This window comes from Rhodopirellula islandica (genome assembly GCF_001027925.1).
Classification (GTDB): domain Bacteria; phylum Planctomycetota; class Planctomycetia; order Pirellulales; family Pirellulaceae; genus Rhodopirellula; species Rhodopirellula islandica.
The window spans coordinates 103,877-125,863 of sequence record NZ_LECT01000042.1 but is presented as its reverse complement, the minus strand read 5'-3'; the positions used below and the strand labels follow the sequence as shown (position 1 = coordinate 125,863).

Annotated in this window: 16 protein-coding genes; 10 read left to right on the top strand and 6 right to left on the bottom strand. The window is 56.4% G+C overall.

Features of this window, described 5'->3' with window-relative positions:
• Window positions 1-371 precede the first annotated feature (371 nt).
• From RISK_RS20215 to RISK_RS20195, 5 genes are all read left to right on the top strand, one after another.
• Window positions 372-1,745, top strand: coding sequence for an outer membrane protein assembly factor BamB family protein (locus tag RISK_RS20215; protein ID WP_047816124.1), 1,374 nt, complete (start codon window positions 372-374; stop codon window positions 1,743-1,745).
• 584 nt (window positions 1,746-2,329) lie between these two features.
• The gene (gene ftsH / locus RISK_RS20210) at window positions 2,330-4,348 is read left to right on the top strand and encodes an ATP-dependent zinc metalloprotease FtsH (protein ID WP_047816123.1); all 2,019 of its coding nucleotides are present in this window, start codon (window positions 2,330-2,332) and stop codon (window positions 4,346-4,348) included.
• 4 nt (window positions 4,349-4,352) lie between these two features.
• Window positions 4,353-5,513 (top strand): ribosome small subunit-dependent GTPase A, encoded by a 1,161-nt coding sequence (gene rsgA, locus RISK_RS20205; RefSeq protein ID WP_047816148.1) that lies wholly within the window; start codon window positions 4,353-4,355, stop codon window positions 5,511-5,513.
• A 166-nt stretch (window positions 5,514-5,679) separates the two neighbouring features.
• Window positions 5,680-6,465 (top strand): class I SAM-dependent methyltransferase, encoded by a 786-nt coding sequence (locus RISK_RS20200; RefSeq protein ID WP_047816147.1) that lies wholly within the window; start codon window positions 5,680-5,682, stop codon window positions 6,463-6,465.
• Window positions 6,466-6,614: 149 nt separating this feature from the next.
• Complete coding sequence (locus RISK_RS20195) at window positions 6,615-7,562, top strand: sugar phosphate isomerase/epimerase family protein (RefSeq protein ID WP_047816122.1); 948 nt, start codon at window positions 6,615-6,617, stop codon at window positions 7,560-7,562.
• A gap of 54 nt (window positions 7,563-7,616) precedes the next feature.
• Here RISK_RS20195 and glnD read toward each other — a convergent pair whose 3' ends face one another.
• From glnD to RISK_RS20180, 3 genes are all read right to left on the bottom strand, one after another.
• Complete coding sequence (gene glnD / locus RISK_RS20190) at window positions 7,617-10,268, bottom strand: [protein-PII] uridylyltransferase (RefSeq protein WP_047816121.1); 2,652 nt, start codon at window positions 10,266-10,268, stop codon at window positions 7,617-7,619.
• A gap of 9 nt (window positions 10,269-10,277) precedes the next feature.
• Entirely contained in the window at window positions 10,278-10,637 is a 360-nt protein-coding gene (locus RISK_RS20185; RefSeq protein ID WP_007325418.1) for a P-II family nitrogen regulator, read from the bottom strand.
• Between the two features lie 75 nt (window positions 10,638-10,712).
• Window positions 10,713-11,303 carry a cob(I)yrinic acid a,c-diamide adenosyltransferase gene (locus RISK_RS20180; RefSeq protein WP_047816120.1) on the bottom strand — a complete coding sequence of 197 codons (591 nt, stop codon included), beginning with the start codon at window positions 11,301-11,303 and terminating at the stop codon, window positions 10,713-10,715.
• Window positions 11,304-11,428: 125 nt separating this feature from the next.
• Here RISK_RS20180 and RISK_RS20175 point away from each other — a divergent pair, with 125 nt between their 5' ends.
• From RISK_RS20175 to RISK_RS20165, 3 genes are all read left to right on the top strand, one after another.
• Entirely contained in the window at window positions 11,429-11,887 is a 459-nt protein-coding gene (locus RISK_RS20175; RefSeq protein ID WP_047816119.1) for a bis(5'-nucleosyl)-tetraphosphatase, read from the top strand.
• A 67-nt stretch (window positions 11,888-11,954) separates the two neighbouring features.
• Window positions 11,955-12,911 carry a cytochrome c gene (locus RISK_RS20170; protein WP_047816118.1) on the top strand — a complete coding sequence of 319 codons (957 nt, stop codon included), beginning with the start codon at window positions 11,955-11,957 and terminating at the stop codon, window positions 12,909-12,911.
• Between the two features lie 239 nt (window positions 12,912-13,150).
• The gene (locus RISK_RS20165; RefSeq protein ID WP_047816146.1) at window positions 13,151-14,995 is read left to right on the top strand and encodes a chloride channel protein; all 1,845 of its coding nucleotides are present in this window, start codon (window positions 13,151-13,153) and stop codon (window positions 14,993-14,995) included.
• 97 nt (window positions 14,996-15,092) lie between these two features.
• Here RISK_RS20165 and RISK_RS20160 read toward each other — a convergent pair whose 3' ends face one another.
• On the bottom strand, window positions 15,093-15,974 hold the full coding sequence (locus RISK_RS20160; protein ID WP_047816117.1) for a LysR family transcriptional regulator: 882 nt from the start codon (window positions 15,972-15,974) through the stop codon (window positions 15,093-15,095).
• A 262-nt stretch (window positions 15,975-16,236) separates the two neighbouring features.
• Between RISK_RS20160 and RISK_RS20155 the strand changes: the two genes are divergently transcribed.
• On the top strand, window positions 16,237-16,656 hold the full coding sequence (locus RISK_RS20155; RefSeq protein WP_150122644.1) for a BlaI/MecI/CopY family transcriptional regulator: 420 nt from the start codon (window positions 16,237-16,239) through the stop codon (window positions 16,654-16,656).
• Between the two features lie 20 nt (window positions 16,657-16,676).
• On the top strand, window positions 16,677-19,343 hold the full coding sequence (locus tag RISK_RS20150) for a M56 family metallopeptidase (RefSeq protein WP_150122643.1): 2,667 nt from the start codon (window positions 16,677-16,679) through the stop codon (window positions 19,341-19,343).
• A gap of 63 nt (window positions 19,344-19,406) precedes the next feature.
• Here the strand turns inward: RISK_RS20150 and RISK_RS20145 are convergent, their stop codons facing one another.
• Both RISK_RS20145 and RISK_RS20140 read right to left on the bottom strand, forming a co-directional pair.
• Window positions 19,407-20,507 carry a prenyltransferase/squalene oxidase repeat-containing protein gene (locus RISK_RS20145; protein WP_390173955.1) on the bottom strand — a complete coding sequence of 367 codons (1,101 nt, stop codon included), beginning with the start codon at window positions 20,505-20,507 and terminating at the stop codon, window positions 19,407-19,409.
• A gap of 81 nt (window positions 20,508-20,588) precedes the next feature.
• Window positions 20,589-21,884 (bottom strand): beta propeller repeat protein, encoded by a 1,296-nt coding sequence (locus RISK_RS20140; protein ID WP_047816145.1) that lies wholly within the window; start codon window positions 21,882-21,884, stop codon window positions 20,589-20,591.
• Window positions 21,885-21,987 lie beyond the last annotated feature (103 nt).

Sequence of the window (21,987 nt, the reverse complement as noted above, 5' to 3'; positions counted from 1 at the left end):
TGCCAGTCGCTTGGTCGACCCCTGCGAGGAAGGCGCGTCGCACACATCGCTGGACCACGTGCACGATTCCCACTTCGTTTGGATCAAACTGTTCACATCGCTGAGGCCGCGGCATCGCTCTGCTCTCCAAAGGGATTGGCAAGACAAAAGCATCCTATGCATCGCCGCAGCAAAGTCAAATCAAGGTGGCTGGCACCATACGGAGGAGTAAGTTTTTCGGGTTGGTTCGGCGGGGACTGGCATTCCTCCCGGAAATTGCGGCTTGGGTGCAACCGACGACGGTTCTACGTGCTTTCAATTGCGCCGCGGGTGCTTCACAATGGCGGTTTCCCACCCCGCCTCCTTCCGCCCCTCTTTGTGGAGACCGCTTGATGTCCCAGTTCCTTTCTCCGGCATCGCTCTCGTTGACTCGCTTGACTGCCCTGGCGGTTTGTTTCGGAGCCGTGTCCTGGTCCTCGCTTTCCATGGACGCCGCGGAACCCGTTTCAGCCGATTCGAAGGGGACCGGGAATGTCGTTTGGTCGCAGTGGCGCGGTGGATCGCAACAAGGCATTGCACCTGAAGGCGATTATCCCATTCAGTGGTCGGAGTCAGATTCGATCCATCGCAAGGTGCCGGGAAGCGGTGCCAGCACGCCGGTGGTGGTTGGTGACCGAGCGTTTTTGACCAGCGGCATTGATGGCAAGAATCATCTGTTGGGCATCGACATCGATTCGTTGGACATCGCGTTCCAAACTCCCCTGGGCGAAGACCGCGGGAACAAGCACCGCAAAGGCAGCGGGAGCAACCCTTCGCCCGTCACGGATGGCAAGCATGTGGTTGCCTACTTCCGCAGTGGTGATTTGGCCTGTTGTGACTTGGACGGCAAATCCATTTGGCACATCAATGTGCAAGAACGTTTCGGTGAGGACACGCTTTGGTGGGACCTTGGTTCCTCGCCCATGATCATTGACAACTTGGTGGTCGTCGCGGTCATGCAAACCGGGCCCAGCTACATCGTTGCATTCGACATCGAGTCCGGCGAAATGGTGTGGAAAGATGATCGAATGGTGCCAGCTCCCGAAGAAGCCGCCCAAAGCTACTCGACCCCGTTGGCAACCGAAGTGAATGGCAAACCGGTGGTGGCTGTGTTGGGCGCCGACCACCTGACGCTGACGGATGCAAAAACCGGCAAGCGACTGGGCACCCTCGGCGGATTCAATCCGGACCAGGAAAAGTACTTTCGGTCGATCGCATCGCCCGTGATCACCGGCAACGTCATCGTTTGTCCTTACTCACGTGGTGCCACCTTGACTGGAGTCGACATGGAAAAGTTGATCGCAGCTGGTGAAGATGCCAACGCAGCGAAGGATGCCATTCTGTGGATGCGCGATGACGTTGGGTCGGATGTCCCCACACCGGCGGCTCGCGATGGTGTCGTGTATGTGATGTCAGATGGCAAACGTGATCGTGGAACGCTGTACGCACTGTCGGCTGAAACAGGAGAAACGCTGTGGGAGACCTCGCTGGCGCGAACGCGGGCCAGCTACAGCAGTTCGCCATTGATCGTCGGTGATCGTCTCTACATCACCGACGAAGCCGGAGCGACTTCTGTGCTGGAGCACATCGGAGGCGATTCAGAACCAACCTTGTTGCACACCAATGAAGTGGACGACGACGAACAGTTCACAGTTGCTAGCCCCGTCCCATTCGGCCATGGGTTGTTGCTGCGGACGAAAAGCCATCTCTACAAAGTGATGCGATGAGCGATCGTTCGGTCCGTTTGAGGTTCAGCTCAGCCGGGAATCTCTCGACGCGAGCGGATCGGACTTGCAACGATCGAACGAATTGATCGGGCGGGGCGTATTCTCACGACCCGGTTTCGGGCGTGGCAATGGCTGCGAACCTCTGGTTTGGGAATGGTTGAGCAGTGATTGGCAGTGAAAGTGCAAACGCCAGCTTCGTGCGAAAACCCTGGATCACGCCGCGGTTCGGGGCGGGCGGCGGCAGTCGATTGTGTCAAACAAGATCGCGAAGACTGCCAAAGTGGCTTGGCCATCGGAACAGGCGAGAAAAAACTCCCGGAACAACTGTCGCAGCCAGTTTGATCAGGATTGCGAATTTCGGTTGTTTGGGAAGATGAGACAGTTTGGAAGCTAGACTTCAGTTTCGCGAATCGACCTCCAGGACGCTCCAACCCGTGTCTCGGGAGCAACTGCTGGCCACCTCGATTCAGATCGAGACATCCGGTTAGGCAACGATCCACCATCGCGGTACACTCCTTGCACTGGCGAGAGGCAACGCGCCATCGCCAGTGCCAACGAACAGTGAATTTTGAGGAAAAAACGGTATGAAAAAGGATTCCGAATCGAACTCTTCGGACAAATCCAACAAGGAAGAGCTCTCGACGGGACGCCGTGGGGGAAATCCGATGATCATCGCCTTGGTGATCACGGTCTTGGCCGCGATGCTGTTTTTCAATCAACCCGAACCGTCATCGACGATCTCGGCGAGCTTCTTCCGAAGTGAACTCGAGAAAAACAACATTGAATCGGTTCGCATTGGCGACATCGAGGTTTCCGGGGAGTTCAAAACTCGCCCAGAAATTCCTGCCAGCGAATCGTCCGACGGGGACGCAAAACCGAAGGAATTGCTGAAGCGATTCAAATTCACCCGGCCTGCCGGCGCGGATTATGCCGTTCAATTGGCGGAAGATCTTGAAAAGCGAAAGATCAAGGACTGGGAGTTCGCGCCACCAGACAACACGGCCGCGATTTTGAATCTGTTGATTCTGGTCGGTTTGCCGCTCGCGATCTTCTTCTTCATCTTCATGATGATTCGTCGCACTCGCAACGACATGATGGGCGGCGGTTTCTTGTCAGGATTCAGCAAGAGTCCCGCGAAAAGATTTGAAGCCACCGACAAGGTCATCACATTCAATGATGTCGCTGGACTCGAAGGCGTGAAGGCGGATTTGCAGGAGATCGTTGACTTCCTGAAAACGCCAGAGAAGTTTCAGAAACTTGGCGGCCAAGTGCCCAAGGGGGTTCTGCTGAACGGGCCTCCAGGAACCGGGAAGACCCTGTTGGCTCGCGCTGTTGCTGGTGAAGCCGATGTGCCATTCTTTAGCGTCAACGGCAGTGAATTCATTCAAATGTTTGTCGGGGTGGGGGCCAGTCGTGTTCGCGACTTGTTCAAGACCGCGAAAGAGCAATCGCCTTCGATCATCTTCATCGACGAGATCGATGCGGTCGGTCGGCAGCGTGGCGCTGGTTTGGGCGGAGGCCACGATGAACGGGAACAAACTCTGAACCAGATTCTGGGTGAAATGGACGGTTTCAGTGGGGCTCACGCTGTGATCGTGATCGCTGCGACGAACCGTCCGGATGTCTTGGACCCCGCGTTGCTGCGTCCCGGTCGTTTTGACCGTCACGTCACGGTGGGACGTCCGACGATGAAGGGCCGCGAAGAGATCTTCAAGGTCCATGTTCGCGACGTGCCGCTGGGTGACGATGTTGACCTGCACCGTTTGGCTGCGGGGACGGTCGGATTGACCGGAGCCGACATTCGCAACATGGTCAACGAGGCTGCTCTGTGGGCCGCTCGGAACGACAAAAAACTCGTTGAAATGAACGACTTTGACTACGCTCGCGACAAGATTTTGATGGGCGCGAAGCGGGAAGAGGTCTTGCTCGACAGCGAGAAGGAAAAGACTGCCTACCACGAAGCCGGGCACACCCTGACGGCTTGGCATTTGGAAGGTTCGCACATTGTTCACAAAGTCACGATCATCCCGCGTGGTCGTGCCTTGGGAGTGACTCAGTACGTGCCAAACGAAGACCGTTTGAGCATGAGCAAAAAGGAACTTGAGCATCAATTGATCGTGTTGCTTGGGGGCCGTGCGGCCGAGAAAATCATCTACACCGAAACCTGCGTGGGCGCCGAAAATGATTTGGAACGCGCCACCAGCATCGCTCGACGGATGGTCACCCACTGGGGCATGAGCGCGAAGATCGGACCGGTCAGTTACAAAACCAGTGACGAAGATCCGTTCTTGGGTCGCGAGATTCACCAGCAGCGTCAGTTCAGCGAACACACACAAGAACTGATCGACGAAGAGGTGGCTCGGATCCTGATGGAAGCGGATCAGAAAGCGGAACAGCTGCTGCGGGAACATCGTGGCCAACTGGAAACGATCACCCGGGCGCTGTTGGATCGCGAAGAGCTGAACGAAGTCGAATTGACAGAGCTGATTGGCCCTTCGATTCACAAGCGTTCCGGCGACGAAGACGGCAAGGTCGAGCAGATCATGGCACCCGAAGGGGCCGCTGAACGAACGTCCAATGCCTCCGCTCGACGCGAAGATTGAACCTTTGGCGAAGAAGCAAAGCGGAAACCTCCGAGCGAATTTTCGAAAGAAGCACCAAGGCCGTGTACGGCGTGGTGATCTGACTCGTGATTTCCACGAAGGTGATTCGCAAGATGACGCTGTTCAATCCGAACGGCTGACAGGCAAAGGGGAACTGACTCGCAAACGCACCATCCAAGGTGCGGATGCGACGCCCGAATCAGCTGCCGGAATGCATGTGCAGCTATCGGTCGATGAAGACAAATTGCTTCAAGGCCGAGTGCTCAGCGTTCACGGCCTGCAGAGCAAGGTGCTGGGTGACAACGGTGTCTTGTACGCCTGCGCGGTCCGCCAAGTCCTGAAATCTCTCAGCACAACTCAACGAAACGTCATCGTGGCGGGCGACCGAGTGTGGTTTCGGGCTGAGTCGCGTGATGGCGTGTCACTGAAGTCCGAAGCGGACGGAATGATCGAGCGAGTCGAACCGCGAACGGGGATGATCAGTCGGACCAGTCGCGGCAAGCAACATGTTTTGGTCTCGAACATCGATGCGATGCTGATCATCGCCAGCGCGGAGCAACCGGGGATCAAACCGGCGTTGATCGACCGGATGATTTTGACCGCGCATCAATGCGAAATTGAACCGATCGTGATCATCAACAAAGTCGACTTGATCGATTTGGTTGATTTGCAACCCTTGATTGGCGTCTATTCAGCGCTTGGCTATCGGGTTTTGCCCACGTCTGCGGAAACCGGACAGAATGTTGACTACCTGCGTGCGTTGCTGAAGGACCGGCAAACCGCCTTGGCCGGTCAGAGCGGTGTTGGAAAAAGCAGTTTGCTCAACGTGGTCCAGCCGGGCCTGGGATTGGCAATCGGCGCGGTCAGCACGGACAATGACAAGGGAAAACACACGACAACAGCCTCTCAGCTGATTCCGCTCGCCGATGGGGGGGCTGTTTTTGACACGCCGGGGATTCGGCAGTTCCAGCTGTGGGACATCAGTGCCAGTGAAGTGGCCGGATTGATGCCCGATTTGCGTCCGTATGTGAGCGGTTGTCGTTATCCAGACTGCCTGCATCTGGCTGAAGATGACTGCGCAGTGAAGAACGCAGTCGCGGACGCTCGAATCGATGCGAGGCGTTACGACGCCTACTGCCATTTGCTGGAAGAAGAGCTCATGTAATTGTGGCGCAAAATTCGCTAGCTTTTGGTCTCTGGAGAGTGGTTCGGGCATGACAGCAGGCCAAAATCTGCGAAACTGCTGTGGTGATTCAAATTCATTGTTGATTGCGACGCGATTTCGCCAGGAAGTCTGTGTAGGCCGTCAATTCGCTGAGGACGAGGTTGAAATGTTCGAGTTGGATTCTGAGTCATCATTGAATCAAGCACCAGAAACAAGCTCCCCGACGGGCGCCGCAGTCGCGAAAACCGTTGGTGAACCGACTCCAGCTCGCGAAGGCAATCGCGAACCAAGCGAGATGATGAACGGCGGAACCACCAAGAAGAAGCGTGGGGCAAAACCAAAACCGCACGAGAGCAAGCTCTACGACAACCTCGTGCCGGCTTATCAGGCCCTGTGGCCGGCGGTGGCACGTCGTCGCATTCTGAAGACCGTTGACTCGCTCAACATTTCTGCCGGCACGAAGATCTTGGAAGTTGGTGTCGGCACCGGGTTGTCGTTGGACGCCTACCCAGCGCACGCCAAGGTCACCGGCGTCGATCTCTCAGAATCGATGTTGGCGGAAGCCGAAGAACTGATTGAGCAACGCGAATGGGATCATATTTCCGTCCAGCCGATGAACGCGGAAGAGCTGACGTTTGAAGACGCGAGTTTCGATCTGGTGACTTCGTTTCACACGATCAGCGTCGTTTCGCGACCGGACCGAATGATGCGTGAACTCGTGCGAGTGTGTCGTCCAGGTGGTAAAATTCTGGTCATCAATCATTTCCGCAGCCCCAACCCATTGATCGCTCGAGTCGTTGACTCCGCCGGCAGTTTAACCCGGCACCTGGGATGGCGAACGGATCTGAACGTGGAAGAATTGCTCAACGAACTCCCCATCCAGGTCACGCAATGCGAGAAGTCCAACCCGCTGTCACTGTTTCGAGTCCTGATTGCCGAGCGCATCGCGTAGGTCACCAACAGGACGCGAAGCCGGTCCGTCTCGCAGACACCCGCATTGCCGCGGGTGCCTCTTCCACCATTGGGCTTCCATCTGAGAGGGGAGAGGGGAGGACGAGTGACAAAGGCCGCGGGACGTCCCTGTTGAAACGCAGATCTTTTTTGCAAGCCACCGCTGCTGCATCCGGGATCGCGTTCACTGGGCTTGCCACCTCACCGTTGCCCGCTCGTGAGCCAATTGAACGCTCCGGCCCACCGCGATTTCGAATCGGTATCGCTGGGTATTCGCTTCGCCCTTACTTCCGCTACATGAAGGGCAAGCAACAGAAGTTTCAGCCAATTCCAAAGGGCGTTTCGTTCACAAACCGTGATGTATCCAACGGATTGACGCAGGTCGATTTTCTGGACTATTGCGTCTCGATGGGCGTCGAGGCCGCGGAGCTGACCGGATATTTCATGACGCCCGGTCCAGATGGATTTCCAACCGAAGCCTCCTTGCTGGAACTGCGACGCCAGGCGTTCACCCGTGGGGTGGTCATCAGCGGGACCGCGATCGGGAACAATTTCACGGTGGGGCCTGGGAAGCGTTACGAACAAGAAGTCAGCGATGCGATGCGATGGATCGATTTGGCCGCCACTTTGGGCGCCCCCCACATTCGTTTCTTTGCGGGAACAGCGGCTCAATTGGCGAAATCACCCAGTCGAATGGACGAAGCCGTTGTGGCCGTCAATCGATGTGCGGAACAAGCTGCGAATAAGGGTGTGTTCTTGGGCGTCGAAAATCACGGCCAATTGAGCGCGGCTCAGATGTTAGAGATCATGGATCGAGTCGATTCACCATGGGTTGGAATCAATCTCGACACCGGCAACTTTGTGTCAGACGATCCCTATGGTGACCTGGAAGCGTGTGCTCCTTACGCGGTCAATGTGCAAGTCAAACCAGTCATGAAATCTCGGACTGGTGAGAAGACGCCAGCCGACTACGACCGGATCGCAAAGATTCTTCGCGACTCTGGTTATCAGGGGTACGTGGTTTTTGAGTACGAAGACGCCGACGTTTTGGAAGCTCTTCCAAAGCACTTGGCCCAACTGCAAACGGCCTTGGCTTAACAGCCTGTTGATGGAACAGTCAGGAAAGAGGCAGCCAACCGTTTCGGAGCGACGCTAGCCGAGTGGCTGGGCGACCGCTTCCACCAATGCGTTTCGGATGGTTTCCTGTCGGGGAGCATCCGTGATGGGGGTGCCGTCCGAATTGGTCACGTAAAAGACGTCCGCGATCTGATCCAAGTGCGTGTCGATCTTTGCGAATTGAATCACGACGCCCAACTGAGACAACGTTCCTGAGATATCAGACAGCAAGCCAGGTCGATCGTAAGTGAACATCGACAGGATCGTTTGATGATCAAACGTGTCGTTGTCAAACACCACTTTGGTCGGCAACAGCAACACACTGGAAGGTTCCTTGGCACCCTGAGTCTGCCACACTCGTCGCGGTGTCGGCATGATTGAATCCGGATCGTCGATCGCTTTGGTCACCACTCGGCAAACCTCCTCGATTCGCGACTCAGATTGACGTTGTTTCAGTTCTGGGTCCGTGACCCAGAATTGATCCCACAGCAAATCTTCGCCGACGGTTTCCACATTCGCACGCATGATCGATAGACCACAGGCACTAAATGCAGCCGTGATCCGAGCGAAGACCCCGATCCGACGTTCGCCCTGACGCAGCACGATGGTGTACCGAACGGCGGACGCGGCGGGATCCACCGCGCCGGCACAGAAACACCCGGGATGTTCGCTCAACCATGCACCGACCTGATGCATCTCATGAATCAAATCGTCGGTGGAATGTTGACGCAGCAATGACAACGGCATGTCTTTGGCGAATTCCAGCAAGGAAGGATCGAGCTCCATGTCGCCGAGCGCTCCCATCACTTGTTCCATCTTGGAATCCAATTCCGATTCGTTCTCGCCTGGCAAATTGCCCGTTTCGAAATAGCGACGGGCTCGAAGGTAGAGGTCCTCGATCAATCCCATTTTCCAATCGTTGAGCACGTCTGGGCCAACGGCTTGCAGATCGGCGACGGTGTGGATCAACAACAATTCCAAGCGAGCGATCGATCCAACTTCAGCGGCAAATTGCTGGACCACTTGGGGGTCATTCAGATCATGCCGAAAGGCGACTTCGTTGATCAGCAAGTGTTTGTGAATCAGCCACTGCAACGTGTCTTTATCGTCAGCGCTCAGATGGAAAAGGTCTGCGACATCTCCCGCGATCCGGCGTCCCACTTCGCTGTGGTCTTCTTCGTACCCTTTGCCCAAGTCGTGAATCAGCAACGCCAAGTGCAATAGCGTCTTGTCTTTCAGACGCCGATACCGCCGCCCCATGGAGGTTTCAGCATCGATCAGATCGGTTGCTGCTTCCACCGCTCGAATGCAGTGCGCGTCGACGGTGTACTTGTGATACGCGTTGAACTGAAGCAATCCTCGACAACGTCCCATGGCGGGGATCAGTTGATCCAAGATTCGAAGTTCGTGCAAACGACGCAGTAGCGAAGCCAAGCGTCCAGGTTCACGAAGCAGTTCCAAGAACGCATCGACGGCAGGCTGGTCGGGGGGGGATGGTTCCCGATCTTGCATCGATTTGCGGATCGCTTGCCACGTGGGGTGAGCGATTCGGCGTGAATGGCGGTTGGCGAGTTGGATCAGTCGCAGCACATCCGACAGACTTTGTGAGAACGCTTCCAAGACATTTGCTTTGACCCAAATGTGCGTGGGGCCCATTCGAATGTTCTCATCCACCCGCCTGGAAATCACGGATTCCAGGGCTCCTGCGGCTCGGGAGCGGATGCGAGTGTCATCGTGGAAGTAGGCGGCCACGTATCGAACACCACGAGTGTGGTCGAAGTAGTCCTGCATGAAGTCCTCGACTGGCAACACGCCGGATCGGCCTTGGTATCCCCAATCTTCGGCGATATCCATTTGGGTCGGACGATCCAGAACGTCTTGCGCGCGTCCGCTGCGGAAATGCAGTTCATGCCGCAATCGCAACATGAACGCATGGGCGCGTCGCAGCGTGCCGTAGTCCTCGTCTGACAGAGCGTTGAGCTTGTTGAGTTGTTCGAGACTGGTCGCTCCGTAGGTCGCAAATCCGAGCCAGCGAACCAATTGAATGTCACGCAGTCCACCGCGAGATCGCTTGACATTGGGACGCAGCAAGTAGTTCGTTTCGCCCCATTTCTGCCGTTCTTCGCGGCGAGCCATCAAGGACTGGTGGTTCATGTAGTTGCGTCGGCGGCGTGCACCGGAGCGAAAGCGATCGAAGTAACGATCGAACGTGTGTTCGCTGCCAAAGCACAATCGCGACTCAGTGAGCGACGTGTAGATTTTTGCGTCGGCCCAAGCTAAGGAACTGCACTCGCGAGGCGTCCGCACTGAAAAACCACAGTCGATCCCAGCGTCGGTGACATCGCGCACGAAGGTGCTGGCCACCTGGGCGGCCGCGGCAGCGCTTCGCCGAGTCGTCAGCAGCATCAAATCTGCATCGCTGTACGGCGAAAGATCACGACGGCCGTAGCCGCCGTGCGCCACCAAGCTCAGCTGTGAAAGCTGAGAGGCTTTGATCGTTAAAGAGGCACGCTCCAGCGATGCCTGCCAGATCTTCTCGATGACTTCGTCATAGAGATCTGTCAGCGCGGTCGCCGTTTGGACACTGGGCAGACCGGCTCGGAATCGAGACTCGATACGACCGCGTCCATCGTTCAGTCGGTCACGGCATTGCCGCGCCAACGAGGGGAGTGAACCATTGGACGCCATCTAGCAAGCTTACAACGCTTCTTCGCCACGCTCACCGGTGCGGATGCGGACCGATTCTTCGAGGTTCGTGACAAAGATTTTGCCGTCACCGATCTGGCCGGTTTGAGCCGTTTGGAGAATCGTGTCGATCACCGTCTGCAGGTTGTCGCTGGTGCAGACGACCTCAATTTTGACTTTGGGAACGAAGTCAATGGCGTACTCCGTCCCACGATAGATCTCCGTGTGACCTTTTTGTCGACCGAATCCGCGAACTTCGCTGACGGTCATGCCGTGAATCCCCTGCTCGGTCAACGCGTTTTTGACGTCTTCGAGTTTGAAGTGACGAACAATGGCTTCAACTTTTTTCACAGGTGCGGCTCCGACAAACATGCGAACAGAGAATTTGAGATCATTGTACACTCGCCACGTCATTGAACCAGACGGGCAAGCCGAAGGCGAGCATTCTCACGGTTTTTCCCAGATTTGATCCGGAACATTCAGAATTTGGTTCACCAATCGGGACACGACGAATAACCAGTCGCTCAACCGATTCAGGTAGATGATCACGGAGTCACTGATCGGGGTTTCGGTTTGAACAGCGTCGGCCAGCGAAATGACGCGTCGCTCCGCCCGCCGGCACACCGCGCGCGACAGGTGGACATGCGACGCCAAAACCGATCCTCCCGGGAGAATGAACTGCTTCAGGGGAGGAAGGTGTTGCTCGGCGTCATCGATCCATTCTTCCAGGCGTTCGATGTGGGGTTTTCCGATCACCCGCAAATCGAATTGGTCGGGGTGTGGTGACGCCAATTCCGCGCCGATTGAAAACAGTTCGTGCTGCACTTTGACCAGGCGGCCATCCAGCTGGCTCAAAGCTCCTTGGGCTTCGGACGAGTGGCTGGTGGATTGTCCCAACGCAAAGCGAACTTGTCCCAGGGTCGCGTTCAATTCATCGACTGTCCCATACGCTTCGATTCGCGTGTCGTCCTTCGCAACCCGTGGCCCGCCAAACAAACCTGTGGTCCCGGAATCGCCCGTGCGAGTGTAGATTTTCATGATTCGTTCAATGGAAGTGTTTCGAAAGCGGAAGCATGCGACGGCTGAAACTCGGTGATTGAAAACCAGGCTGCGTTGTTGCGGAGCTCGATTCGCGGTCTCAACCGGTGTGGCATTGGAGCAAGATGACAAGTGAGAAGAAAGAACCGGCATTCCCGTCGGTGTGTGCTGCCGGTGTGTTGGTGATGACTCGGGAACCGTCCCCGCATTTCCTTTTGATGCGACATCCCGATCGCTGGGATTTGCCCAAGGGGCACTGCGATGAGGGCGAAGATTTCTTGATGGCTGCCAAGCGGGAACTGGAAGAGGAGACCGGCATTGCCGCAGAGGACTGCGAATTTGATCCGGATTTTCAGTTTGACCTGCAATACCCGGTCACCTACCGCGATCGCCCGGGACAAACGTTTCAAAAGCACGTGCGATATTTTTTGGTGTTCTTGCCGCAAGTCGTTAAAATTGAACTGACGGAACACGAGATGTCACGTTGGTGGCCTTGGTCGCCGCCGCATCAAATTCAGTCGCAAACGATCGATCCGCTGCTGACTGCGGTTGCCGAACATTTGGCAGCGAAACGGTCGGACTGAATCGAGTTGCGCTAACGGTTTCATTGCATCGCTTCTGCTCTTACCATTCTCTTCGAACTGTGACTCCATGCGATTGCTCGCCCTTCCTCGCCTGTCATTCTTCCTGATTGCTGTCGGGATGTTGACGTGCACGGCATCGAATGTTGACGCGCAGGAACAACGAGCTCGCCCGCCCAAATTTGACGCGGACGAGGTTTCTCGCGTGTTCTTCGCGGATCCGGCGACCGCGTTTCGTGGCGAGCGACCATCGCTTGCAAACCTCCGCGACGCGGGAGCTGAAAAGGCAATGGCTCAAGCGGAAGCCGCTGCGGAAGAAAGTTCGGCCGGTGGATCCAAGTGGGCGAGTTTGGTCTCGCCACTCTCGTTGGAGGATGAGATCAAACGCATCAAGCTTCGCTACGACTCGGTCATCACGACTCCGGGAGCCTTCAACGGCGGTGGGTATCAAGACGCTCGATTGAACCTCTCTGTGTTGGCAACTTTGTTCGCGGTCGTTGCCGATCACAAAGAAGATGTGCGTTGGAAGTCCGATGCACACACCGCTCGCGATGTGATGGCGCGAACGGCTCGCAACAGTGCGGCAGGATCGACCCAGGTCTACAACGAGGCCAAACTTCGCAAGGCTGACCTGCAAGATCTGGTCAGCGGTGCCAGCATCACGGCGACGCAAACGTCCGAAAAGGTCAACGAGTGGCACATGATCGCGGATCGATCACCGTTGATGGAATACGCCGAACAACTGTTGGATACACTGGGCGATCACACACGCGATGCCGCCACCACGCAAGAGAACCTCGACGCGGTGAAACGGGAATCGGAGCTGCTGGCGATGCTCGGCGAGGTTCTGATCCAAGAGGGCATGGATGACTTCGATGACCCCGACTACGCCGAACTGAGCCGCGCGATGACGACCAATTCGAGCAGCGTGGTCAGTGCGATCGAACGACAAGACTGGGACGGCGTCCGTGCCTCGGTGGGTGATGTGACGCAAAGCTGTGCGGCTTGCCACGAACAGTATCGCTGAGACTTTGCCGCGTTGCTGGGCCGCTCTGCGGTCATTGAGCCCGTCGTCGGGTCTCTGCGTCGGTCGATCCGGTCCTGGCAAATGATTTTACAAGATTCCCAAGGAGTCCCTGGAAAAAAACGACGGGGGACCGTTTAATGACGGCCGCTTGGGACGAGCCTTGATTTGTCATGGATGGGAACGCACCGAGCCTGCACTTTGTGTCCTTCCCCCCGCGAGACGAACGCCCCGACTGCCTTGTGAAAAAGATCCGCGAGTTTCTAGAAGTCTTCGGGCAATCGTCTGGAAAGTGGATCGTTCTGGCGTCCATGGTGGGTGTGTTGGTGGGCGTTGGCGCGATCGTGTTCGATCGCTTGGGCCGAGTCGTTGTTCGATTCGCGATGGCCGAGTTCACTGGCTACGCGCCAATGGAGGCCGCTGGCGAAGAGGCCGTGATGATGCCACCTGACTCGGTGTTCTCGCCCTGGATGCTGGTCCTGGTCATGACTCTGGGCGGTTTGGTTTCCGGTTCGATCGTTCACTGGTTCGCTCCCGAGGCAGAAGGTTCCGGGGCCGACGCAGTCATCGACGCGTTCCACAACCGCCGCGGAAAAATGCGAGCTCGGGTCCCTTTGGTGAAAACGATTGCCTCGGCAATCACACTGGGCACCGGTGGTTCGTGCGGTCGGGAGGGTCCGATTTCCCAGATTGGTGCCGGCCTGGGGTCGGTCTTGGCTGACCGAATGAAACTGTCGCCGCGAGATCGCAGGATCTTGATGGCTGCCGGGATGGGCGCGGGCGTGGGCGCGATCTTCCGGGCTCCCTTGGCGGGCGCTGTTTTTGCTGCTGAGATCCTTTACAGCGATTCCGACATGGAAGCGGATGTGATCGTTCCCTCGGCAACCGCTTCGATTGTCGCCTACAGCCTGTTCACGCAGGCCTTGCCGATTGAGTACCGGTACCTGCCCTTGTTTGGTGACGACCTGCACCACACGCTGACCTCGCCATTGGAATTGTTGCCGTATGCATTCTTGGCAATCGCGGTCACGATCGTTGGCGTGATCTACGTCAAATTGTTCGCCGGAACCCGCCAGCGTTTTCTGGAATTGCCGATGTGGCCGCACATCAAACCCGCCGTCGGCGCGGTGCTGGCCGGATTGGTGGGAGTCGGTCTGTTCCGAATGGCGGGCAACAACATGCATGCGTTGGGTGTTCTTGGCACCGGCTATGGAACCCTGCAGATGGCCCTGACACATGCTGCGGAACTCGGCATCCCGATGTTGTTGATCATCGTGTTCGCAAAGATCGTGACCACGGCGCTCACCATCGGTTCAGGGGGATCCGGTGGTGTGTTCGGTCCATCGATGGTCATTGGTGGCTGTCTCGGCGCGGCGATTGGCCTCGGTTTTCAAGCCCTGTTTCCAAGTGTTGTCACTCAACCCGAAGCCTACGCGGTCGTCGGCACAGCGGGCTTTTTCGCAGGGGTTGGGCGGGCGCCGATTTCAACCATCATCATGGTGCGTGCGCTGACGGGCGACTTTGGATTGCTGGTTCCCACGATGCTGGTCACGACGCTCAGTTTTGTAATGTGCAGTCGCTGGCGTTTGTACCAATGGCAAGTTCCCACGCGGATGGACTCGAAAGCCCACCGGGGTGATTTCATCGTGGATGTGCTGGAAGGCCTGAAGGTGGGCGACGTCTTCGACCCCAACCGAAAAGTCTTGTTGATCCCAGAAGCCACCACCCTCGACGAGATCGTCCACTGTCTTGCTGACAACCAACAGCACTATTTCCCAGTCGTGGATGACCGCAAACGCATTGTGGGAATCTTCAGCGACGACGACGTGCGAACCTACCTCTACAACGATTCCATCTGGCGACTGGCGGTGGCCAACGATGTGATGACCACTGAATTGGTCAGTGTCACGCCGAACGACGACTTGAACACAGCGCTCAAACGTTTCACGTCTTTGAATTTGGAAGAGTTGCCAGTGGTGGATGTTGACGAGCCCGGCAAACTGCTGGGGATGTTGCGGCGGAAAGAAACCATCGCAGCCTACAACCGCCGATTGGTGGAACACAAACAAACCGCCGAAGAGGCGTAGGTTCCATCGAGTCGACTCATGCGAGTTGACAACCGCTGTCGCGGCGATCGATCGGCGCAGCAACCTTCGGCTGGTTCATTGCATCCCCCTCAGGCCGTCAGAACTGCTTCGAGTACTCGCACAGTCGCTCGCGAAACTCGGCGAACAACCGGCTTTGAAAACGATACGGGTTGGTCACGCAAACGATGGTTCGCGTGGGCACGGGGCTGGCAAACGACCGGTACACGCGTCGTTTGCTGCGGTCCAAACGCCGGGCCATTTCGGGAATCATCGAGATCCCGTGTGACAGAGAGACCAGTTCTTGGACCGTCGCCAATTGATTGGCACGTTCCACGGCAACCGGCAAAATCGAACGCTGACGGCAAAACGAGTGGATGTTCTCGGACAGGCAGTGAGCTTCACCCAGCATCACAAAGGGTTCTTCTTCCACATCTTCCAGGGTGATGGCGTCCTTCTCACACAGCGGATGATCTGGTGGAAGCACCAAGCACAGTTCCTCTTCCATCAGCGGTTTCACTTCCACATACTTCTCCGTGATCGGTTCGGCCAAGATCGCCAGGTCAATTTCGCCCTGCTTGATCCCCTTCAGCAATTCGTCCGTGGTGTTTTCGTGCACGATCAGCCGCGAGCGTGGGAACGCATTGGAAAACTGCTTCAGCAAGTTCGGCAGGAAGTACGGTGCGATCGTTGGAATTGCCCCGATGCGAAGCTTGCCGGTTTCACCGTCGTCGGTGATCTCCGCTCGAGTGTCTTCGATGATTCGAAGGATTTGCGTGGCGCTGCGTTGGAAACGCAGTCCCGCGTCAGTCAGTTCGACCGTCCGAGGTTTCCGTTCGAAAAACGGTTGACCAAACTCTTCCTCCAGTCTTTGAATCGAACGGCTCAATGCCGGTTGCGATAGGTTCATCCGCGCCGCGGCTTCGGTGAAGCTTTGGGTTTCCGCCACGCTTTGAAAGTACTTCAGTTGGTCAATGTCCATCGCATCATCGCAAGCAAAAACGGAATAGGTGGCAGCACAGTCTGCCTCCGATTGAGAGATGCCGCGGCATCAAAAGCGGGTTCAGTCTAAAGTCAACCGCCGCCACCCGGCTAGCAGAGTCTGACAAGTCGATTCTGCCATCGAAACGAGAGGCACCTCTTGACGAACGAAAATTGGTGAAAGATTTTGCTTGTACCGTTACTACTTGCGTGGTAATAATAGCCCCGTCGTTACTACAAGATTAGTCATACGGGAGTCGGTCGTGCGTGAACCGTGCGAGATTCATATCACGGATGCGGAGTGGGAGCTGATGGAGAGCGTCTGGCAAGCGGACGATCAAACCGCCGGCGACGTCCTTTCGCGTGTTGTTGCCGGGCATCGCAGCCACCGGACGTTGCGGACGCTTCTTGCGAGACTCGTCGAGAAAGGCGCGGTCTCAGTGCGAGTCGAAGGTTCGCGGCATCTTTACAGCGCAGCCGTCTCTCGAGAGTCGTGCGTCAGGTCGGCCGCTCAATCGTTCGCAGCTCGCTTCTTCGATGGCAACTTGCAATCTTTGCTGATGCATTTCGTCGAACATGAATCGCTGTCAGAAGAAGATGCGAAGGATCTGCGTGAGCGATTGGCAGCACGGGAAGCTAAGAAGGTTTCCAAGCGGTCTCGTCCAGTCAAAAAGTCCAAGTGAACTCGTTTCAGGAGACGACCATGGTGTCACTTACCGCTGAGTCCGAATTCTTGGCAGAGCTGTTGTGGCGAGCGACCTGGCAAGCGTGTGTGCTCACCGTGATCGTGCTCGCGGTCACGACAGGCTTGCGTCGATGGATCACGCCCAAGTGGCGTTCTGTCCTTTGGCTCGTGCCTGCGTGCCGGTTGCTGATACTGCTTGTTCCAGTCAGCACATTCAGTTTGTTCAATTTGTTCGAGCTTTCGAACGTTGCACCCGCTCCAGTCGATCACGCTTACGCGACTTTGAAAATGGATGTCGCGGCAACCGAGCAACCTGATTCGAGCTTTGCACGGGAACAACCTCTGCCGGATGTCTCCACCGCAACGACGATCGATGCGTTGAATGAACTCACCGCGGATACGTCGTCGGTTCCTCCGACCGCTTCAGCAATGGACCTTGAAATACGCGATCTGGAGTGGTCTTTCACATCGGTGCTTATCGGTGTCTGGATCATCGGATGCGTCGCCGCAACGGTTCTCTGGGCTCGCTCTCACGTTCTGATATCGCGTGTCATTGCCAATGGCCGTGCATCAACCGATCCAAAGCTCGTTGAGATCTGTGAATCGCGGCGCCGGGCATTGCGACTACGCCGGAAGATTCAGTGCGTTGTCGTGGACGACGACATCGGGCCCGCTGTCTGCGGTCTGTTTCGTCCGCGGATTTTGCTGCCGTCGAGTTTGATCCGTGAGCTCAGCAGTGCAGAACTACGCTCCGTCATGGTCCATGAGATTGAACACATTCGACGTTGGGATGGGATCTATTCTTTGCTCGGTCGGTTGCTGACCGTCATTCATTGGTTCAATCCGGTGGCGTATGTCATTCGTCGCAATCTTCGTCACCAAATCGAACTCGCGGTGGATGCATCCACCATTGCTGCTGTTGGCGAGAACATGCGTCGCTCGTATGGAGAATTGCTGATTCAGCTTGCCCAACGCCCATCGCAAACTCACGGGATCGTTCATATGGCTGCGAAGCGTTCCAACCTGCGTTCCCGCATCGATGAAATTGCAATTCCCGCCAAGGCGAGTCGTGTTCGATCCTCACTAGCGCTGCTTGCCGCAGTGGTTCTGATGATCTGCGGCCTCACTGACTCTGCATCCACCCAAGAGGTGAATTTCAACGGCCAAACACAGGCCACATCCGAGTCGGATCGGGTTGGCGACGCGAATCCAGCGATTGCATCGCCGAAGAAGGACGCTACTTCGCTGACGCTTGAAGACAAGATTCGCCGAATTCATGAAACGCCGAATTGGCGTTTTGTTGATACAGACTTCATTAAAAGCATCGAAGCGAGACAGGCAGAGCTGCATGGGACTCGCATGACCGTCCGGGGAAATGTGATCGACGAACAGAAACAACCTGTTGGAGGTGCCTTCGTTGTCCTCCGTCTGCCGAGCGCGAATTCCAACATGCGGCAAGAACTGGATGGACCCGTGCAAGACGTTTTCGCGGTGGGTTGGACCAATGAACTTGGACAATTTGCGTTTGACGACCAGCCAACGCCATGGTTCGAGTCAGGGAATCCACTCACTTGGGAAATTTGCGTCTTTGCACCGGGTCATGCCGTTGAGTCGAGAAGTTTTTTGGGGATGGACACGCAGATGCCACGCGTGACGATTCCAGTGACTTCTGAATTGCAGATCCATGGAACGATCCAAGATTCAGATGGAAAACCAATGGCGCAACTGGAGTTGTCGCATCTAGAAATCGTCAATCCATACGACCAGGCAAAACTGGATCTCTCATTCCTTCACAGTGAGATTCATTCCACTGTCCGCACGGACGAACGCGGGAGATTCCAGATCGGTGGGTTGCCACCAGAGCGAATCGTCAGCCTGCTTCCGATTGGCGCGACGGGATCAGCCGGGGCGGTGATTCGTGTGGCAACAACCTCCGGCCTTGAGGTCGACAGGATGATTGAGCGGGACTCGCCGAGAGCGGGCCTGGTCTATCCGTACTTCGAACCGACGTTTGAAGCTTCCATCGCAAGTCCCCCCAACGATCTTGCAAAAGGGAACGTTCCGGCAACTGAGAGGTCGTCCAACACTCGTTCAACTCGCACTGTCACGGTTCGTGTGCTCAATGCGGATGGTGGCGGCGGGGTGCCGGGTGTGGGCGTCGGTTGGGAGTCCAACGTTGACCGGATTCCAATCAGTCCAGGCATGCAGGCAACCGACGACGGCGGCAATGCAACACTGAATGTTCCTCAGCGACCAGTTGAGATCTTTGTCGGTGGACGACGATTTGGTTTCTTGACGCAGTATGCCCGAATGACCACGAGCACCAGTGAGTACAAGCCGACACTGGAACGCTCTGCATGGGTGAGACCCGTTTCTGTTGGCGATCAAGATCTCGAACTCACGTTCGAGGTCCAGCCAGTTGCACCATTGAAGGTCGTTGTGCAAACGAAAGATGGGACACCAACGGCAGCCGAACTGCAGGTCGCTCGCCGGGGCTGGGGGGAACAGTTTGGACTGCCGACTTTTCAAACAGACGACCAAGGAGAAGCCAACGTTCCAGTCCGGCCGGTCATGTTTGACATTGAAATCACCGCGACCACCGAAGACGGGATGCAGGGAAGGATCGCAGTCAATTTGTCCAGGGACTTCGATGAATCGGAAGTAGCAATCGTCACTGTCAAGTGATGAACTTCGGGAGTTGCTTTGATCCTTGCGTTTGGAAGAAGACGAAACAAAATTGGGACCGGGCTACTTCGAAGTTGAGGGTGATTCAAACGGCCAGTCGGGGAGCTCACCGCAGCTTTGGAGTGCGAGGATCGCGTAGGCAGTTCCTGTGTTGGAAATCAGATTGCCGGCGTCGTTGACGGGCGAGCGTGTGAACCACTTTCCACTTTCACGCTGGTTGGAAAGGATCCACTGAATCCCTTTCTGCAAGCGTGGATCGCTGGCGGGAATCCCGAGTTCTCGGCTGATCACGATCACGAGTCCGGTGCCATAACCATCACTGGTTTGCGTGTCGAGTGGCTCACCGTCGTTGCGTTCCAGTCCTTTCCAATCGGTCAAGAAACCTGCGGTGGACCAGCCGCCGTCAGACAACTGTTTCGAGAGCAGTTCCTCCACGGTTCTTCGACGCTCGTCCGCGGTCATGAGGCCGTCGATTCGCAGGGAACACCATGCGATCATGGCACGATGGTGCAGAGACTTCGGCGGGTTGTTGTTGAAGTAGGTTCGCAACTTCGCAATGCCAGCTTGAGCGGATTCCGTTTCCGCGTAGCCGCCCGGTGCGATGCCAACGGCCAGCGCTGCCAGCGTGACTCCAAAGTGGTCATCGATCTCCATGGGAGCGTAGTCGCAATCGGGCCAGTCCCAACCGCCATCAGCTCGTTGCGTGGTCCACAAAAAGTCCAACACATCGCGCGTGATCGGGCTGAGACGCCCGGTCGTTTGCATGTCGTGGAACGTCAACCCGGCTCCCACCACGATCACCCAGAAGCCTTGGCCCTCCGTCGGCGCCTTTTGCTGCCAACGCTCCGTTCGGTACCGTTCAAAGAATTCACGGACTTCTCCCGAATCCTTCTGCACGGACGACAAGGCCGGACGCGCAAACATGTAGGGCATGTTGGTGTGGCAGGTCACACACTTTTTCTCTTTCTGCCAGGTCAGGGAGGCACGATCGAGGTAAATCGCAGCCTGTTTGGCAGAGAACGCTGCCGCGATCGGTTCATCGGCATCGATCGAATCACGTTTGGCGGGAACGGAATCAAACGTGACGATGTCGGTTTGCGCGTTGGCGTCCTTCTGACAGGCGAACGCGAACGAAAGGAGCAACGCAAAGGCAGTTCTTGCCATGGTTCGGTGGGAAGGTTGGAATCCCATGTGATCGGTTTCGCTTGTGTGGTTCGGATGCAGGGACGACTTTCCGGAACGGCGTCAAATGGGTTTGGGTTTGATGAACAGGACTTCGCCGCGTTCGATCCAGCCCTTTCGCAAATCGACGCGAAACCAGCCGTCGCTGTTCTTTTGGTGAAATCGGATCGCACTTCGTTGACCAAACTCCTTCAGGTCGTACTGCGCCCAAGTCTCGCCCAGGTCAGGCGAATAGATGATACCGGTTGCATAGGGTGATGCAGGAGCGTAGTGGGCCGACAGGATCACGCTGTCTTCGATGATCATGTTGGCGGATTCGTAGTGCGGGTTGAACAACAATTCGTGCTTCGTTGGATCCGCCAGATCAGCAGGGTCACAACGGAAGATGCCGCGGTCGTGCGGCATCGTGCCGTTCTTGCCGTTGGCATCGGCGGCCCAGTGAAGTTGCCCGTCGACGAAGTTGATTCCCCCCGATTTGTATCGGGAGTTCGAATTGACCGAAACCAACACCGTCCAATCCCATGTGTCGTTTGCAGCGTCGTAGATTCCGCGAAGCCAGTGGCATTCTTGGTGGTTGTTGCCGTCGGCATCGGTGCGATCGTGGTCGCCAGTGCAGGCGTAGAAAGCGTTTTCATTTGGGTTGTAGGTCACACAGTGAACGTGTCGGCACACCACTGAGTTTTCAGGATTGCCCAGCAGATCGCTGGGCCCCGCGCCGGGTTGTTGGAACGTGGGGCTCTGGCCGAAGGCGTACGCGATTTTGACGGTCGCGCCTTGATCGGTCGAATAGTAGATGTTGACCGGCACGGCTCCGCCCAGCACGTTGCAATAGTTGCCCCACACCAACATTTCCGATCCGTTCACTTCCCAGGTGTGAACGCCATCGAGCGGATGAAAGTACCAGCCTGGGTTCTCTGGATCGAGCGGTTGATGAGGAACGTAGTCGCTGCCGTCGGTGTCTTGAACAACCACTTCTTGGTAGGTCGTCAAATTGTCGGTGCTGAGAAACAAACGCGTGCGTGTGGCGAACAGGACATTCCCGTTTCCCAAAATGCAACTGAAGGTGATGTTGTCCGCATCGCGAAAAATGGCGTTGTGAGGCCAGGTTTGACCGTTGTCTTCGGACAGAAACACTTTCCCCTGTCCGAAACCAAAGGCTTTGTTGCCGCGTTGGGAATCGATGTAGGGGCCTTCGGGAGCCAAGCGGTACCAGAAATGAGGCGTTTCGGAAGCTTCCGGCTCATTCGCCCAAATTCGCTCGTTGGCTTGCAACAGCATGCCACTGCTGGCCGCCGCTGAGATCAGCCATTGCCGCCGAGTCAATGAGATGGAGGATTCACGTTCGGGGCGTCTCGTCATGGCGAACTCATTCGTTGGGGGAAGATGGATCACATGGAACACGGTCTTCAATTTTAGCGGACCCAACATCGGCTATCATGGCTTGCGATTCGTTTTGCTTGAC